The organism is Microbacterium salitolerans (assembly GCF_019720895.1).
In the GTDB taxonomy this organism is placed as follows: Bacteria; Actinomycetota; Actinomycetes; order Actinomycetales; family Microbacteriaceae; genus Microbacterium.
Genome location: NZ_JAHKSH010000005.1, coordinates 1 through 16,568 on the forward strand (window position 1 = coordinate 1; position 16,568 = coordinate 16,568).

Annotated in this window: 14 protein-coding genes; all 14 read right to left on the minus strand. The window is 69.3% G+C overall.

From position 1 onward, the window contains the following. Positions 1-225 precede the first annotated feature (225 nt). The 14 genes from KOL93_RS11995 to KOL93_RS12060 all read right to left on the minus strand — a co-directional run bounded on the left by KOL93_RS11995 (position 226) and on the right by KOL93_RS12060 (position 16,514). On the minus strand, positions 226-912 hold the full coding sequence (locus tag KOL93_RS11995; RefSeq protein WP_221585624.1) for a hypothetical protein: 687 nt from the start codon (positions 910-912) through the stop codon (positions 226-228). A gap of 155 nt (positions 913-1,067) precedes the next feature. Next, complete coding sequence (gene tyrS, locus KOL93_RS12000) at positions 1,068-2,366, minus strand: tyrosine--tRNA ligase (protein ID WP_221585625.1); 1,299 nt, start codon at positions 2,364-2,366, stop codon at positions 1,068-1,070. An 11-nt stretch (positions 2,367-2,377) separates the two neighbouring features. Further along, positions 2,378-3,823, minus strand: coding sequence for an argininosuccinate lyase (argH, locus tag KOL93_RS12005; RefSeq protein WP_221585626.1), 1,446 nt, complete (start codon positions 3,821-3,823; stop codon positions 2,378-2,380). A 9-nt stretch (positions 3,824-3,832) separates the two neighbouring features. Next, positions 3,833-4,945, minus strand: a complete 1,113-nt coding sequence (locus KOL93_RS12010) for a heparan-alpha-glucosaminide N-acetyltransferase domain-containing protein (RefSeq protein WP_308291628.1) — start codon at positions 4,943-4,945, stop codon at positions 3,833-3,835. Next, positions 4,918-5,847: an ornithine carbamoyltransferase gene (gene argF, locus KOL93_RS12015; protein WP_221585627.1), complete on the minus strand. Its 930-nt coding sequence runs from the start codon at positions 5,845-5,847 to the stop codon at positions 4,918-4,920. The genes KOL93_RS12010 and argF overlap by 28 nt, the downstream gene beginning before the upstream one ends. Continuing rightward, the gene (locus tag KOL93_RS12020) at positions 5,844-7,049 is read right to left on the minus strand and encodes an acetylornithine transaminase (RefSeq protein ID WP_221585628.1); all 1,206 of its coding nucleotides are present in this window, start codon (positions 7,047-7,049) and stop codon (positions 5,844-5,846) included. Before KOL93_RS12020 ends, argF begins: the two co-directional genes overlap by 4 nt. Further along, on the minus strand, positions 7,046-7,954 hold the full coding sequence (argB, locus tag KOL93_RS12025) for an acetylglutamate kinase (RefSeq protein WP_221585629.1): 909 nt from the start codon (positions 7,952-7,954) through the stop codon (positions 7,046-7,048). Before argB ends, KOL93_RS12020 begins: the two co-directional genes overlap by 4 nt. Further along, positions 7,951-9,108, minus strand: coding sequence for a bifunctional glutamate N-acetyltransferase/amino-acid acetyltransferase ArgJ (argJ, locus tag KOL93_RS12030; RefSeq protein WP_221585630.1), 1,158 nt, complete (start codon positions 9,106-9,108; stop codon positions 7,951-7,953). Before argJ ends, argB begins: the two co-directional genes overlap by 4 nt. Then, positions 9,105-10,148 (minus strand): N-acetyl-gamma-glutamyl-phosphate reductase, encoded by a 1,044-nt coding sequence (argC, locus tag KOL93_RS12035; RefSeq protein ID WP_221585631.1) that lies wholly within the window; start codon positions 10,146-10,148, stop codon positions 9,105-9,107. The genes argJ and argC overlap by 4 nt, the downstream gene beginning before the upstream one ends. A 253-nt stretch (positions 10,149-10,401) precedes the next feature. After that, complete coding sequence (gene pheT / locus KOL93_RS12040; RefSeq protein ID WP_221585632.1) at positions 10,402-12,906, minus strand: phenylalanine--tRNA ligase subunit beta; 2,505 nt, start codon at positions 12,904-12,906, stop codon at positions 10,402-10,404. After that, entirely contained in the window at positions 12,906-13,946 is a 1,041-nt protein-coding gene (gene pheS / locus KOL93_RS12045; protein ID WP_221585633.1) for a phenylalanine--tRNA ligase subunit alpha, read from the minus strand. The genes pheT and pheS overlap by 1 nt, the downstream gene beginning before the upstream one ends. A 40-nt stretch (positions 13,947-13,986) precedes the next feature. After that, positions 13,987-14,910 carry an amino acid ABC transporter permease gene (locus KOL93_RS12050; protein ID WP_221585634.1) on the minus strand — a complete coding sequence of 308 codons (924 nt, stop codon included), beginning with the start codon at positions 14,908-14,910 and terminating at the stop codon, positions 13,987-13,989. Further along, complete coding sequence (locus tag KOL93_RS12055) at positions 14,907-15,554, minus strand: amino acid ABC transporter permease (protein ID WP_221585635.1); 648 nt, start codon at positions 15,552-15,554, stop codon at positions 14,907-14,909. Before KOL93_RS12055 ends, KOL93_RS12050 begins: the two co-directional genes overlap by 4 nt. Positions 15,555-15,635: 81 nt before the next feature. Further along, positions 15,636-16,514 carry a glutamate ABC transporter substrate-binding protein gene (locus tag KOL93_RS12060; RefSeq protein ID WP_221585636.1) on the minus strand — a complete coding sequence of 293 codons (879 nt, stop codon included), beginning with the start codon at positions 16,512-16,514 and terminating at the stop codon, positions 15,636-15,638. Between the last annotated feature and the right edge of the window lie 54 nt (positions 16,515-16,568).

Genomic DNA, 16,568 nt, shown 5'->3' on the forward strand with positions numbered 1-16,568 from the left:
GCTGTCAAATCCGACACGCCGTAGCTCCCGAAGAAGCCATCCGACCGTGCCGAGATCTTCACGAACTCGAAACGAGGAAGACAAGCCACAAACCTACAGACCCGAACCTGAGTCCCAACTGGAAGCCGGGGATCCGAACTGAAGAACTTGTGATTTGTGTCACACGGCCTGGGGTGGGGAGTCTTCCGACTCAACCTCACCGCTTGGCGGCGACAAGGGATTACATTACGCGGATCCCGGGGTGGCCACAAACGAGGCCGCGTCCGGGCGTGTCGCGTCAAGGTCTTCGATAACGGTCCCGGTCGCGTCCGCTCCCCCGTCTGCCAGCGCGTCCAGCAGCGCGACACCGCCGATCAGGACGCCGATGAGCACCAGGAGCGCGACTACGGAGCCGACCACGAGTCCGACGCCCGCCCGGTTCTCGAGCGAGCTGCGCGCAGGCCCGGTCGAGAGAAGCTTCTCGATCGCCTCGCGCCGCTCGGCGAGGGACCCGTACCTGTCAGACGCACGCAGGGTGAGGTCGCCCGTGAGCTCGCTCACGTACTGGCTCATCACCTGAGCGCGTCCCTCCGGCGTGCGGAGCGCCTTCGAGGCCTCGAGCAGCCGCTCGGCCTCTTCGTCATGCACCCCGTACCGGTCCGCGAGCCCACCCGAGACGTGCACACCCAGTTCGCGAAGCGCCTCACCGCGCCCCTCGGTCGTCGCGAGGCTCTGCGATTCCTCGACGATCTGCGCGGCAGCGGGATCGAGGCCGACTCGTTCGGCGGCTTTCCGCACCCCGGTCTCGCTGTGCTCCGCGAGCTGCTGCTGCGCGATCCCCCGCAGAGCGCTCTCGCGTGCCGCAGGATCCATCTCTGCGATATCCGTCGCCTGCTCGGCGACCGCACTGACGTCGGTCCAGGGCATCGTCATCGATCGACGCTGCGGACTGCTCAGGTGCTGATCACTCATCGAGATTCCCCTCCGATCTGAGGCTATCCGTTCGGAGGCCCAGATCCCAGGCATCCGCTGACACAACGGCGCCCTCACACCGAGATGGGTGCGAGGGCGCCGTCGATGCGCGCCGTTCAGCGGAGGAAGACTCCCGCGAGCGACTTCTTGCCGCGACGGATCACGGAGACGCCGCCGGGCAGGGATCCGGTGATCTTCTCGTCGTCGGAGGCGACCTTCGCCCCGTCCACCGAGACGCCGCCCTGCGTGATGGCGCGGCGCGCTTCTGATGCGGAGCTGACCAGCTCGGTCGCCACGAGCGCGTCGATGACGGACGTGCCCGTTGCGAGCGTCGCGTTCGGCAGCTCGCCCAGCGCCGCCTGCAGTGTTGCGGCGTCGAGCGCTGCCAGATCGCCCTTGCCGAAGAGCGCTTCAGAGGCCGCGATCGCCTTGTTGGTGGCGTCGATTCCATGCGCCGTGGCCGTCACCTCGAAGGCGAGGCGCTTCTGCGCCGCGCGCCGGAAGGGCTCGTCGCGCACGAGGCGCTCGTACTCGCTGATCTCGTCGCGTGTGAGGAACGTGAACACCTTCAGGCGCTCGGCGACGTCGCGATCGTCGGTGTTGAGCCAGAACTGGTAGAACGCGTACGGGCTGCACATCGCGGGATCGAGCCAGATCGCGTTGCCCTCGCTCTTGCCGAACTTCGTGCCGTCGCTGTTCGTGATCAGCGGCGTGCCGAATGCATGCACGGACACGCCCTCGACGCGGTGGATGAGATCCGTGCCGCTCGTGAGGTTCCCCCACTGGTCGGATCCGCCGGTCTGAAGGACGCAGTCGTAGCGTCGGTACTGCTCGAGGAAGTCCATCCCCTGCAGCAGCTGGTAGCTGAACTCGGTGTAGCTGATGCCGGCGTCGGAGTTGAGTCGCGCGCTCACCGCGTCCTTCTTGAGCATCGTGCCGACGCGGTAGTGCTTGCCGACGTCGCGCAGGAAGTCGATCGCGCTCAGCCCCGACGTCCAGTCGAGGTTGTTCGTCATGCGCGCGGCGTTGTCGCCCTCGAAGCTCAGGAAGCGCTCGATCTGACCGCGCAGCTCGGCGACCCACTCCGCGACGGTCTCCTTCGTCTGCATCATGCGCTCGGACGTCGGACGCGGGTCGCCGATCAGCCCCGTCGCGCCGCCGACGAGCCCCAGCGGTCGGTGCCCGGCGAGCTGCATGCGCCGCATCGTCAGCAGCTGGACGAGGTGGCCGAGGTGCAGACTCGGCGCCGTCGGGTCGAACCCGCAGTAATACACGATCGGATCCCCATCGAGCAGCTCGCGCAGCGCGCCTTCGTCGGTCGATACGTGGATCAGGCCGCGCCAGACGAGTTCATCCCAGAGCGTCTCGAAACTGGGGTCGTTCGCCTGCACGGCCGTTTCTGCAGGTGCGGTCATGACTGTCGATCCTACTTCTCGGTGAGTGCGGTGAACGCCGACTGCGCGCGCTCGACCAGCTCTGTGCGCTGCTCGGCGACGCGATCGGGAGCGGTGCCCCCGACGCCCGAGCGCGAGGCGACGGACCCCTCGATCGTGAGGACCTCGCGGACACCAGGAGTGAGATGCTCCGACACGCTCGACAGGAGGGCGTCGTCGACGTCCTCGAGGCCGATTCCGCGCTGTTCGCACGCACGTACGAGGGAACCGGAGATCTCGTGCGCGTCGCGGAAGGGGACGCCCTGCTTCACGAGCCACTCGGCGACGTCGGTCGCGAGCGAGAAGCCCTCGGGAGCGAGCTGAGCCATCCGATCGGTGTGGAAGCGCATCGTCGCGACCATGCCGGTGAACGCCGGCAGCACGAGCTCGAGCGTCTCGACGGAGTCAAAGATCGGCTCCTTGTCCTCCTGCAGGTCGCGGTTGTACGCGAGCGGGAGCGCCTTGAGCGTGGCGAGCAGGCCCGTGAGGTTTCCGATCAGACGCCCCGACTTCCCGCGCGCGAGCTCGGCGATGTCGGGATTCTTCTTCTGCGGCATGATGCTCGATCCCGTGGAGTAGCCGTCGTCGAGCGTGACGAAGTCGAACTCGCGCGTATTCCACACGATGATCTCCTCGGACAGGCGGGAGATGTCGATGCCGATCTGCGCCGCGATGAACGCGAACTCGGCGATGACGTCGCGCGCGGCAGTCGCGTCCATGGAGTTCTCGGCCGGGCGGTCGAGGCCCAGCTCTCGCGCGACGAGCGCGGGGTCGAGCCCCAGCGTGGATCCGGCGAGCGCGCCGCCGCCGTACGGCGACACCCCCGCGCGCACGCGCCAGTCGCGCAGTCGTTCGAGGTCGCGGACGATCGGCCAGGCGTGCGCCTGGAGATGGTGGGCGAGCAGAACGGGCTGAGCGTGCTGCAGGTGGGTGCGGCCCGGAAGGATCGCGTGCTCGTGCGCCTCCGCCTGAGCCACGAGCGCATCGACGAGCTGCAGGAGCTCGCGCGCGACGATCTCGGCGTGGTCGATGAGATACATGCGGACGAACGTCGCGATCTGGTCGTTGCGGCTGCGACCGGCGCGGAGGCGACCGCCGAGCTCGGGGCCGACCTCGTCGAGGAGCATCTGCTCCATCGCGCCATGCACGTCCTCGTCTTCCGCCCGCGGCGCGAGCTGACCCGATCGCACCTTCTCGGCCAGGCGGTCGAGGCCGTCGTGCATGCGCTGCGCGTCGTCGGGCGTGAGGTAGCCGGCCGACTCGAGTGCCGTCGCATGCGCGTGAGATCCGCGGATGTCGTAGAGCGCGAGCTTCCAGTCGAAGTGCGTCGACTTGCTCAGGGCCTCGAGCGCGGGGCTCGGGCCGGACGCGAATCGGCCGCCCCAGAGGGCGCCGTCGTTCGTGCCGTGTGCGGGGGTCTCGGGCTCGGAAGTGCTCACCCGGTCAGCCTATCGGGGAGTGGGAGCCGGTCCCGGCACCGCCGCCCGCGCGGCCCCCGCGATCGCCGCCTCGAGCGGTCCGCGCCCGAGGAGTGCGGCCCAGACGGAGCACGCGACGATCGTGCCGATCGCGAGGGGCCAGAACGGATCCGCCTCCTGGAAGTCGTACAGGCGGCTCACGGCGGAGCCATCGTTCTCCGCGACCCAGATCCAGATGCTCCACGCGACGAGCTGGGCCGTGTAGGCCGTGAGCGGCATGGAGCCCACCGCGCGGATCGGCCAGAGGAGCCATCGCGCGGGCGTCCGCCCGACCAGCACGCACACGCAGATGACCACGACGGCGAGACCACCGGACCCGACGATCTCTCCCATCCCCGTCGAATGGGGCTCAGCAGACAGCGCCGATTCGGGAGACGCCCCCGCGCCGATGATGCCGAAGCCGACGTACGAGACCGCGGCTCCGATCGCCCCCGCGATCGCCGCGCGGGCAGGTCCCACTCCCCCCGCGCGGACGAGCGCGAGCCCGGTCAGAACGAACGCAATCCATGCAAGGAACGGGTAGTGCCACCCGAACAGAGCGGCGACGACGCGGCCCGATTCCGACGTCCAGAATGACCACCCGTCCACGCGCTGGACGAGGAACGGCGACACCGCAGCCACGCCCGCGGCGAGGGCGAGGAGCGGCAGCGGTCGCCAGCGCAGCAGGGGCAGCGCGATGACGAAGAGGATCGCATAGGCGGGAAGGATCACGTACACCGGCGCCGGGAGAAGCCACAGGACGACGCCGATCACCAAGATGAGCGCCGCGCGGATCGCGATCCGCTGCCGCGCGGTTCGCAGCCGGGCTCCCGCGATCGGTTCGGATCCGCCCGTCACGAGCGCGAGCGAGACGCCCGCGAGCGTCGCGAACAGGATCGACGAATTGCCGTGGACGGCCGCGAGCCACGTCGAGGGATCCGCCCCGCGGAACGCGTCGGGCGTCACGACGACGTGCGCCGCGAACATGCCGAAGACCGCGAGCCCGCGCGCCAGATCGACGCCGGGCTCGCGGCCGGGTTCGTCGAGCCGCGCCCGACGAGAAGACGAGTCGGCGCTTACGCCGCCTGCTGCCGCAGCAGCCACACCAGCAGCGCCTTCTGCGCGTGGAGACGGTTCTCGGCCTCGTCCCAGATCACACTCTGCGGGCCGTCGATGACCTCGGCGTCGACCTCGAAGCCGCGATCCGCGGGGAGGCAGTGGATGAAGATCGCGTCGCTCTTCGCGAGCCCCATCACCTCGGTCGTCACCTTGTACTCGCCGAGGTCGCGGAGGCGCTCGAGCTTCTCCTCCTCCTTGCCCATCGACACCCACGTGTCTGTGACCATGACGTCGGCGCCCGCAGCGGCCTCGAACGGGTCGGTCATCAGGGTGAGGGATCCACCCGTCTCCGCGGCGATGCGGGCCGCGTCGTCGACGATGTCGGCGCGCGGCGCATACGCCTCGGGGCTCGCGACGCGCACGTGCATTCCGGCCATGACGCCCGAGAGGACGTACGAGTGCGCCATGTTGCTGCGTCCGTCGCCGTAGAACGACATCGTCAGACCCTGCGTGGCGCCCTTGTGCTCGCGGATCGTGAGGATGTCGGCGAGCAGCTGGCAGGGGTGGAAGTCATCGCTCAGCGCGTTGACGACCGGGACGGTCGTGCCCTCGGCCATCTGCTCGAGCCCCTCCTGCGCATAGGTGCGCCAGACGATCGCCGAGACCTGGCGCTCGAGAACGCGCGCCGTGTCGGCCGGTGTCTCCTTGCCGCCGAGCTGGCTGTTCGCCGTCGAGATGATGAGGGGGGATCCGCCGAGGTCGGCGATGCCGACTGCGAACGACACCCGGGTGCGCGTCGACGACTTATCGAAGATGACGGCGACCGTCTGCGGGCCCTCGAGCGACTTGTCCTTCCAGCGATCGGCCTTGAGCTCGGCCGCGAGATCGAGGATCTCGGACTGCTCGGCAGGCGTGATGCTGTCGTCGCGCAGGAAGTGACGGGTCATGCGGTGGCCTCCACAGTCTGGTTCTCGGCGACGGCGGCGAGCGCCTGGCCGAAGAGGTCGAGGAACTCGGTGATCTCGGGCTCGCCGATCGTGTATGCCGGCGCGATGCGGATGACGTCCGCGGTCGGGGCGTTGATGATGAGGCCGCGCGACATCGCCTCGCGTGCGACGTCGGCCGCCACCGGATGCGCCAGCTCGATGCCGATGAGGAGGCCCGCTCCGCGCGTGCCCGACACGAGCGGGAGCGCGCTGACGCCCTCGCGCAGCTCGGCGCCGCGGCGCGTGACGTTCGCGAGGAGGTCCCCTCGCTCGATGTGATCGAGCACCGCGTTCGCGACAGCGCTCGCGAGCGGGTTGCCGCCGAACGTCGAGTTGTGCGTGCCGGGCGAGAACAGCTCGCTCGCCTCGCCGAACGTGATGAGGGCGCCGACAGGGAAGCCGCCCGCCACCCCCTTCGCCAGCGTGATCGCGTCCGGCGTGATCCCCTCGCGCTGGAAGCCGAACCACTCCCCCGTCCGACCGGACCCCGTCTGGACCTCGTCGATGATGAGGAGGGATCCGTGGTGCTCCGTGAGTGCGCGGGCCCGAGCGACGAAGCCCTCTGGCAGCTCGACGACACCGGCCTCGCCCTGGATGGGCTCGAGGAACATCGCGGCGATGTCGCCCGCGTCGAAAGCGGCCTCGAGGGCCTCGATCGTCGGAGCGATCGCCCGCACGCCCGGCATCAGCGGGGCGAAGGGATCCTGGTAGGCCGCCTTCGGCGTGATCGCGAGCGCGCCCGTCGAGCGCCCGTGGAACGCGCCCTCGAGGCAGAGGATCGTACCGGCGCCCGTCTTCTTCGCGTGCAGCCGCGCGAGTTTGATCGCCGTCTCGTTGGCCTCGGTTCCCGAGTTCGCGAGGAACACCCGCCCCGACTCTCCCGTGCCGGCGAGTCGCTTGAGACGCGCCGCGAGCTCCAGCTGCTGCGGCGTCGCGAAGTAGTTGGACACGTGCGCGAGCACGCCCGCCTGCTGCTCGACGGCGCGCACGAACGCGGGGTGCGCGTGGCCCAGGCAGTTGACGGCGATGCCGCCCAGGAAGTCGAGGTAGCGGGTGCCCTCATCGTCCCAGACGTGAGATCCCTCGCCCCGTACGAGATTCGCGAGACGTCCGCCGACGCTCATCAGGTCGCGCGTCGCCGCGTCGTTCCAGTCGCTCGTCATGCTGCCACGACCTCCGTTCCGATTCCGTTGCTGGTGAACAGTTCGACGAGCACCGAGTGCGGCACGCGACCGTCGATGATCGATGCCTTCTGGACGCCGCCGTCGACGGCATCCAGGCAGGCCTGCATCTTGGGGATCATGCCCGACTCGAGCTTCGGCATGAGCTCGCGCAGCTCGGACGATGTGAGGTGCGAGACGAGCGAATCGCGATTGGGCCAGTCGGCGTAGAGGCCGGGCACGTCGGTGAGGACGACGAGCTTCTTCGCCCCCAGGGAGCGAGCGAGAGCGCTGGCCGCGGCGTCCGCGTTGATGTTGAGCGTGTGCCCTGGGTTGTCGAGGTCGGGTGCGACGCCCGCGATCACCGGAATCCTGTCCGCGCGCAGGTGATCGAGGACCGGAGTCGGATCCACCTTCTCGACGTTGCCGACGCGCCCGAGGCTCTCTTCGACGCCATCGATCATGACTCCGCGACGGCGGCCGCCGAAGAGCGCGGCGTCCTCTCCGGAGAGACCGACCGCGAAGGGGCCGTGCGAGTTGATCTTGGCGACGAGCTGCGGATTGATCTGGCCCGTCAGGACCATGCGCACGACGCTGATCGCCTCGGTCGACGTGACGCGGTACCCGCCCTTGAACTCGCTCGGGATCGCGAGGCGATCGAGCATGTTCGAGATCTGCGGGCCGCCGCCGTGCACGACGACCGGCTTGATGCCGACGTAGCGGAGGTAGGCGATGTCCTCGGCGAAGGCGTCCTGCAGCTCCTCCGAGATCATCGCGTTGCCGCCGTACTTCACGACGACGATCTGGTCGCGGTACTGCTTCAGCCAGGGCAGCGATTCGATGAGCGTGGAGGCCTTGAACTCGGCCTCCTCTGCGCTCGTCTGCTGCAAGTCGATAGGAGGTGTCATGAGGAGTATGCGCTGTTCTCGTGAACGTAGGCGTGCGTGAGGTCGTTGGTCATGATCGTCGCCGTCGCCTCGCCCTGAAGCAGGTCGATGACCACGTGGGTGTCGCGCGGGGCGAGGTCCACCTCTTCGCGCGGACGGTCGGGTCCGCCCTTCGTGCAGACACGCACGCCGTTCATCGTCACGTCGACGTCGTACGGATCGAACTGCGCGGATGTCGTGCCGATGGCCGCCAGCACGCGCCCCCAGTTGGGGTCGTTCCCGAAGATCGCGGTCTTGAAGAGATTGTTTCGCGCGACGGAGCGGCCGACCTCGAGGGCCTCCTCCTCGGTCGCGGCGTGGAGGACCTCGATGCGGATGTCGTGACTCGCTCCCTCGGCGTCGCGCATGAGCTGCGCGGCGAGGTCGAGGCAGAGCTCCGTGAGCTCGTGCTCGAACTCGGCCGCGTCGGGGACGATTCCCGACGCCCCGCTCGCGAGGAGCGTGACCTGATCGTTCGTCGACATCGCACCATCGGAGTCGAGGCGGTCGAAGCTCATGCGCGTCGCCGCGCGAAGGTGTGCGTCGGCCTGATCGGGGCTCAGCTCGGCGTCGGTCGTGACGACGACGAGCATCGTCGCGAGGCCGGGCGCGAGCATTCCCGCGCCCTTCGCGATGCCGCCGATCGTCCAGCCGCTCCGCGAGCGGACCGCGGTCTTCGGGACCGAGTCGGTCGTCATGATCGCGGCGGCCGCGTCGTCGCCGCCCTCGGCCGACAGCGCGCCGATCGCGTCTTCCGTGCCGCTCAGCACCTTCTGGCGGAACACATCGTCGCCGATGCCGATGAGTCCCGTCGAGCAGACGATGACGTCGACGGCGCTCACGTCGAGCAGCTCGGCCGCTCGCTCAGCCGTCGCGTGCGCCGTCTGGAATCCGAAGGATCCCGTGAAGCAGTTCGCTCCGCCGGAGTTGAGCACGACGGCCTCGACGCGGCCGTCCGCAATCACCTGCTCGGACCACATGATCGGGTTGGCCTTCGCGCGGTTCGACGTGAAGACGGCGGCACCTGCCTTGTGCGGTCCACGGTTGACGACGACGGCCACGTCGGGCCGGCCGGTGCTCTTGAGGCCCGCAGCGACGCCCGCCGCCTCGAAGCCCTTCGGTGCGGTCACGCTCACGGCGCCACTCCATTCACGGTCAGCGCGCGGTCCTCAGGAAGACCGAGCGCGATGTTCATCGATTGGACGGCCGCCCCGGCCGTGCCCTTCGCGAGATTGTCGACAGCCGTCACGACGACGACGCGGTTCGCGGCGCGATCGATCGCCAGACCGATGAGTGCGGTGTTGGCCCCCAGGACGTCCGCCGTGCGCGGCATCTGCCCTTCTGGCAGCAGCTGCACGAACGTCTCGTCGCCGTAGGCGGACTCCCACGCCTCTCGGATCTCGGAATCGGACGCATCGCCGGCGATCGGCGCGGACGTCGTCGCGAGGATCCCGCGCGCCATCGGCACGAGCACAGGCGTGAACGAGATGCGCGGATCCGACGCGCCTGCCTGGCGCAGGGCCTGCTGGATCTCGGGGATGTGACGGTGCGTCCCGCCGACTGCGTATGGGGACGCCGTTCCCATGAGCTCCGCCCCGAGCAGATGGGTTTTGAGAGCCTTGCCTGCGCCGGAAGGCCCCACCGCGAGGACGCTGACGACATCGGACGCGTCGATGACGCCCGCCGCGACGCCGGGCGCCATGCTGAGCGACACCGTCGAGGCGTTGCAGCCCGGCGCAGCGATGCGCGTCGCACCGACGAGGCGGTCGCGTTGCCGGCCCGTCGCCGTGATCAGCTCGGGGACCCCGTACGTCCACGGCTCGTGGAAGGATCCGCCGTAGAACGCGTTCCAGTCGGCCTCGCTGGTGAGGCGGTGGTCGGCGCCCGCGTCGATCACGAGGCTCGCGTCGCCGAGCGCGTCGGTGTACTGGCCCGACTGGCCGTGCGGCAGCGCCAGAACCACGATGTCGTGCCCCGCGAGGACCTCGGGCGTCGTGGGCTGGAGGACGAGGTCGCGCAGCGACCGCAGGTGGGGCTGATGCGCGATGAGCGGATCGCCCGCACTCGAGTGCGCGGTGACCGTGCGGATCTCGATATCGGGATGCCCGGCGAGCAGGCGGAGGACCTCGCCGCCCGCATAGCCGGAGGCACCGGAGACGGCGACCGAATACGTCATGACTTCTACCTTATTGACTCGTGAACGGCTTCCGGGACGGCGGGCCGCTCACGCGCCGTCAGGCACGCAGGCTGCAGCGACCCGCCGAGAGTCGGCGGACGCGCAGGCGCAGCACGGAGACGCTCGGAGCGAGCGTCGAATCCATCGCAGGCGCGGTCATGCCGCGAGCGTAGCACGACGCGACGACGTCGAACCCGACGTGGCGCGCCGAATGCGGCGCCCCTCGTCGGGTTCGACGTCGTCGATCGGATCGTCAGTCGCGGATCTTCGCGCCGAAGCGCCGCTCGGCGACCTGGACGCCCGCCATCTTCGCCTCGGTGGCCTCGGCCGCGGTCAGCGTGCGGTCGTCCGCGCGGAAGCGCAGCGCGAACGTCAGCGACTTCGCCCCGTCCTCGATGCCCGTGCCGCGGTAGTCGTCGACGAGGCGCGTGGTCTCGAGGAGCACCCCTGCCCCCTCGACCAGCGCTGCGCGCACGTCGCCTGCCGGGACGTCTGCGGACAGCACGAGCGACACGTCCTGCGTCGCAGCCGGGAATGTCGCGAGCGACGAGACCGTCACGCGATCGCTGGCGAGGGCTACGACGCGGTCGAGGTCGAGCTCGGCGACCGTGACGCGACCGGTGAGATCGGCCTCGGACGACACCTCGGGGTGCAGCTCCCCGACGTAGCCCACCGGCTCGCCTGCAATGGTCAGCACGCCCGTGCGCCCCGGGTGGAGAGCGGCGCGCTCGCCCTGGACGACGTCGATGCGGACGCCCGCGGCGCCGCCGACCACGCGGATCGCGTCGAGAGCGGTCTCGAGCCCCGCCGGCTCTGCCGGGCGACCGGGTTGCTTCGGCGCGACATCGCCCGCGAACAGCATCGCGACGTGGCGGGGCTGCGGCGGGATCGCGGCGTCAAGCTGGGCCAGCACGTCGTCCGATGGCTTCTCGCCGCGCGGCGGATTGGCATCCGTGCCGTAGGTGACGCCCTCCTCCGGCAGGAACACGCTGCCCACCTCGAAGAGCGAGAGATCGGTGGATCCGCGCGACAGGTTGCGGTGCGCGGCCTTCATGAGCCCCGGCACGAGCGTGCGACGGAGGAACGGCGTGCTGGCATCGAGCGCATTCGCGAGCTTCACGGCCGGCAGACGGAAGCCGGAAGCGGATCCGTGCAGGTCGTTCTGCTGCTCGGTCGCGAAGGGGAACGAGATGATCTCGACGAGGCCGGACGCGGCGAGCGCATTCGAGACCCGACGGCGCGCCTGCTGCGCGGGCGTGTAGCCGCGCCCCGACGGCGGGTTCGGCAGAATCGACGGCACCTTGTCGAGGCCGTCGACGCGCGCGACCTCCTCGGCGAGGGTCCACTTGTCGGTGAGGTCGGGGCGCCAGGACGGCGTCTCGACCGAGAATCCGGGTACCGTCGCCGCGACCGCGCAGCCGATGAGCGTGAGCGCCTCGGCGATGCGCTCCGGCGGGTAGTCGACGCCGATGAGACCCGGCACGAAGCCGGCGGGCAGCTCGATGCGCACGGACTCGTGCACGTGCCCGAGCGACGCCCCCGCCTCCCCCGCCGATCCGCCGGCGAGCTCGACCATCAGGTCGACGACGCGCTGTGCGGCGGCGAAGGGGATCTGCGGATCCACCCCGCGCTCGTAGCGCTTCGACGCCTCGCTCGGCAGCCGGTGCCGGCGTGCCGTGCGCGCGATCGACACCGGGTCGAACACCGCCGCTTCGACGACGACGTTCGTCGTGTCGCCGCCGAGCTCCGTCGTCTGGCCGCCCATGACACCCGCGAGACCGATGGGCCCCGAGTCGTCGGTGATGAGGAGGTCCTCGTCGCTCAGGGTGCGCTCGACACCGTCGAGTGTCGTGAGCTTCTCGCCCGTGTCCGCGCGTCGCACGGTGATGCCGCCGGCGAGACGGTCGGCGTCGTAGCCGTGGATCGGATTCCCGAGCTCGAGCATCACGTAGTTCGTGATGTCGATCAGGAGGCCCAGCGGGCGGATGCCAGCGAGCTGCAGGCGCGCGGTCATCCAGGCCGGCGTCGGACGCGAGGGGTCGACGCCGTTCACCGTGCGCACGACGAACTCGGTGACGCCCGCATTGCCGCGGATCGGGTTGTCGTCGACGACGGCGAGCGGGAATCCCGTGCCCGACTCGATGTCGCCGGCCTGACGGCCCGCCGGATCCGTGAACGCCGCGCCGGTCGCGAGCGCGTACTCCCGGGCGAGGCCGCGGATCGACAGTGCGTAGCCGCGGTCTGGTGTGACGTTGACGTCGACCGCGACGTCGTCGAGGCAGAGGAGATCGATCGCGTCGGCGCCGACGGCCGGGTCGAGGCCCCACTCCGCCAGGCGGATGATGCCGTCGTGGTCGTCGCCGAGCCCGAGCTCCTTCGCCGACGCGATCATGCCGTCGGAGACGTGCCCATAGGTCTGACGCGCCGAGATGGGGAACGGCCCCGGCAGCACCGCGCCGGGCAGGGACACGACGACCTTGTCGCCCGGATGGAAGTTCTGGGCGCCGCAGATGATCCCGCGCACGCCGCCGTGCGCCTCGCCGACGTCGACCTGACACCAGCGGATGTTCTTGCCGTTCTTCTGCGGCTCGATCTCGAACGAGAGCACCTGGCCGACGACGACGGGCCCCGTCACGTCGAAGCCGAGGGCCTCCTCCTCCTCGAATCCGACCGACACGAGCGACGCGAAGACGTCATCGGTCGTCGCATCCGCAGGAACCTCGACGAACTCACGCAGCCACGAAAGCGGGACGCGCATCACACCACCATCCCGAACTGCTCGCTGAAGCGGACATCGCCCTCGGCCATGTCGCGCATGTCCTGTACATCGCTGCGGAACATCAGTGCCCGCTCGATCCCGATTCCGAAGGCGAATCCGCTGTACACCTCGGGATCGATCCCCGCCGCCCGCAGCACGTTGGGATTGACCATGCCGCAGCCGCCCCACTCGATCCAGCGTGCGCCGCCCGTGAATGTCGGGTGCCAGAGATCGAATTCAGCGCTCGGCTCGGTGAACGGAAAGTAGTTCACGCGCATGCGCGTCTCGGCTTCGGCGCCGAAGAGCTGGCGCGCGATGTGGTCGAGCGTGCCCTTCAGGTGCGCCATCGTGATGCCCTTGTCGACGACGAGCCCCTCGGCCTGCGTGAAGACGGGCAGATGCGTGGCATCGAACTCGTCCGTGCGGGCGACCTTGCCCGGCGCGAGGATGTAGATCGGCAGCTCGCGGTCGAGCATCGAACGCATCTGCACGGGGCTGGTCTGCGTGCGCATCACGAGATGGCGTTCGACGGGATCCACGAAGAACGTGTCCTGGAGCTGGCGCGCCGGGTGATCCTCATCGAGGTTGAGCGCGTCGAAGTTGAACCACTCGTGCTCGAGCTCCGGCCCCTCGGCGATCTCCCACCCCATGCCGACGAACACATCGCTGATGTGCTCCTGCATCAGGTTGATGGGATGGCGCGCGCCCGTGCGTGTGCGGCTCGCGACAGCGGTGATGTCGACGCGCTCGGACTCGAGCCGCCGCGCGACCTCGGCGGCCGCGAGCTCCTCCTCGCGCGTGGCGAACGCCGCATTCACGCGCCCGCGCGCCTGTCCGATGAGCTTGCCGAACTCGGCCTTGCGCTCCTTCGGCACATGGCGCATCTGCGCGTTGTACGCGGCGAGCGGGCTGCCCTCGCCCTGGTGCGCGGCGCGCGCCTTCTTCAGGCCGGCGGTATCGGGGGCTGCGGCGGCCGCGGCAAGCGCATCCGCGACAGCGGCCTCCACCCCCTGGGGAGTGATCTCGGGAACGTCAGACACGAAAGATCATCTTACGGGGCGCGGCCGGCGCGCCGCGCCCTCAGTGCGGGCCGGGCGCGTGGCCGGGGTCGAACTTCCCCGCCCCCTTCTGCGCCGCAAGAGTCTCCGTGACCGTGCCGTCATGGGCCCGCGGGTCGTCGACGATCGCGCGCGACTTCGGCGACGCGTACGTGCGCTTCTCGACCATGCGGACGACGGCCGAGAGGATCAGACAGAGCGCGATGTAGATGCCGCCGATGACGATCGCCGCGGGGATGTACGGACGCCCCGTCTGCAGGTTGCCGCCGATGAGCTTCGCGACGTACAGCAGCTCGTCGTACGTGATGAGGGATCCGAGTGCCGTGTCCTTCAGTGTCACGACCAGCTGCGCGAGAATCACCGGCAGCATGACGCGCACGGCCTGCGGCATCAGCACGAACGTCATGACTCCCGACTTGCGCAGCCCGATCGCGTAGGCGGCTTCGCTCTGTCCAGTGGGAAGCGACGCGACGCCGGCGCGGATCGCCTCGGCGATGACCGAACCGTTGTAAGCGATCAGCGCGAGCACGACCGCCCAGTAGGCGTCCATCGTCACGCCGACCGACGGCAGGCCGTAGTAGAGGATCATCATGAAGATGAGCACGGGGATCGCCCGGAAGACCTCGGTGACGGCCATGAACGGCACGCGCACCCACACATGATCGGAGAGCCGGCCCACGGCGAGCACGAACGCGAACACGATCGAACCGATCGCGGCAGTGAGAAAGGCGCCGAGGGTCTTTCCGAGCGCCGGCAGGATCTGGTCGGTCCAGAGGTAGCTGTAGCTGAACGCCGACCACTTCTCCGCCGTGAGCTGACCTGTGTCGATGAAGCGCCACAGCAGCCAGCCGAACAGCGCCAGGAGGACGAGGACCGTGAGGACGCCGACCAGGCGATTGCGTGCGACGGCCTTGGGGCCCGGGACGTCGTAGAGAACCGAGGTCATCGGTACACCTTCCATCGCGTCTCGAGGGTGCGCTGGAGCCAGCTGAGCAGCAGCACGAGCGCCACGAAGAACGCCGCGATCCACAGCAGGACGGCCATGGCCGGCTCGCCGCGCTCGGAGAGGTTCGCGCGCATCGACCCCAGCTCGACGACGGAGAAGCCTGCCGCGATCGTCGTGTTCTTCAGGAGGGCGATCAGCACGCTCATCATGGGCGGCACGATCGAGCGGAATGCCTGCGGCAGGACGATGAAGCCCATCACCTGGCCGAACGGCAGTCCGATCGCACGGGCCGCCTCGGCCTGGCCCACGGGAACCGTGTTGATGCCGGCGCGCAGCGCTTCGGCGACGTAGGTCGCCGTGTAGAAGCCGAGGGCCAGGATCGCGAGCGTCGTGAAGTCGAGGCTGACGATGGCAAGCGACGGGAAGCCGAACGCGAAGAAGAAGAAGATCAGCGTCAGCGGCGTGTTGCGCACGAGGTTGACATAGGCCGTGCCGACCGCGCGCGCGATCGGTACGGGCGAGACGCGCATGGCGCCGACGATCGCACCGAGCACGAGGGCCATCGCCGCGCTCGCGAAGAACAGCACAACCGTGCGCCCCAGAGCAGGGATCCACAGATCGAGGTTGTCGATCAGGGTGTCCACGTCGCCTCCTTCAGGAGTGGTGTGAGGGCGGTGGCCGGCCGGGAGACCGGCCACCGCATCAGGATCCGACGGATCCGTCGATCAGTAGCGGTCGACCTCGGGCTGCTCGGCCGCGACGCCCGCGTCGCCGAGCTCCTGCTCGAAGATCTCGGTCCAGGTGTCGCCGCCCTCTTCGAGGGTGTCGTTGAAGAACCCGCGAAGCGCGTCGTCGCCCTTCGGCACGCCGATGCCGTAGTTCTCGACCGAGAACGGCTCGCCGACGATCTTCGTCTGGTCAGGATAGGCCGCCGCGTATCCGATGAGGATCAGCTCGTCGGTCGTGACCGCGTCGACCGTGCCCGCGAGGAGCGCGTCGACGCACGCCGTGTAGGTGTCGAACTCTCGGGTCTCCGCGTCGTAGTTCTCGCGGATGTTCTGGATCGGCGTCGAGCCGGTCGCCGAGCACACGGTGACGTCGCTGGTGAGGTCGGCGTCGGACTCGATCTCCGAGTCGGCGCCGACGAGCAGGCCCTGGCCCGTCGAGAAGTACGGTCCGGCGAAGTCGATCTGCTCCTTGCGCTCGTCCGTGATCGAGTAGGTGCCGACGTAGAAGTCGATGTCGCCGTTGACGAGCGCCTGCTCGCGGTTCGCCGACGGAATCGCCTGCCAGTCGATGTCGTCCTCGGCGAAGCCGAGCTCGGCAGCCATCCAGCGCGCGATCTCGACATCGAAGCCGGTGCGGTCACCCGTCGTGGCGTCGAAGTAGCCGAGACCCGGCTGGTCCTCCTTCACGCCGATCGTGATCGTGCCGGCTTCCGCGGCGGCGTCATAGGTGGGGCTGCCCTCGAGTGCGACGTCCTCGGCGACGTCCTGTTCGGGTGCATCGCCGCCGCCGCCCGGCGTGCCGCTGTTGCAGGCGGTGAGGGCGAACAGCGCTCCGGCGGCGAGACCGGCCGCCGCGATGTTGCGGAACTTTCGCATGTGATTCCTCCTGGTGGGTGGTGGCGCCTGATGCTGTGTGGAATGGCGCCGTGA

What these genes read in the sequence shown, in the direction of transcription:
- KOL93_RS11995 (WP_221585624.1), bottom strand. Translation starts at nt 912, where the DNA reads ATGACGATGCCCTGGACCGACGTCAGTGCGGTCGCCGAGCAGGCGACG.
- tyrS (WP_221585625.1), bottom strand. Translation starts at nt 2,366, where the DNA reads ATGACCGCACCTGCAGAAACGGCCGTGCAGGCGAACGACCCCAGTTTC.
- argF (WP_221585627.1), bottom strand. Translation starts at nt 5,847, where the DNA reads ATGACCCGTCACTTCCTGCGCGACGACAGCATCACGCCTGCCGAGCAG.
- KOL93_RS12020 (WP_221585628.1), bottom strand. Translation starts at nt 7,049, where the DNA reads ATGACGAGCGACTGGAACGACGCGGCGACGCGCGACCTGATGAGCGTC.
- argB (WP_221585629.1), bottom strand. Translation starts at nt 7,954, where the DNA reads ATGACACCTCCTATCGACTTGCAGCAGACGAGCGCAGAGGAGGCCGAG.
- argC (WP_221585631.1), bottom strand. Translation starts at nt 10,148, where the DNA reads ATGACGTATTCGGTCGCCGTCTCCGGTGCCTCCGGCTATGCGGGCGGC.
- pheT (WP_221585632.1), bottom strand. Translation starts at nt 12,906, where the DNA reads ATGCGCGTCCCGCTTTCGTGGCTGCGTGAGTTCGTCGAGGTTCCTGCG.
- KOL93_RS12050 (WP_221585634.1), bottom strand. Translation starts at nt 14,910, where the DNA reads ATGACCTCGGTTCTCTACGACGTCCCGGGCCCCAAGGCCGTCGCACGC.
- KOL93_RS12060 (WP_221585636.1), bottom strand. Translation starts at nt 16,514, where the DNA reads ATGCGAAAGTTCCGCAACATCGCGGCGGCCGGTCTCGCCGCCGGAGCG.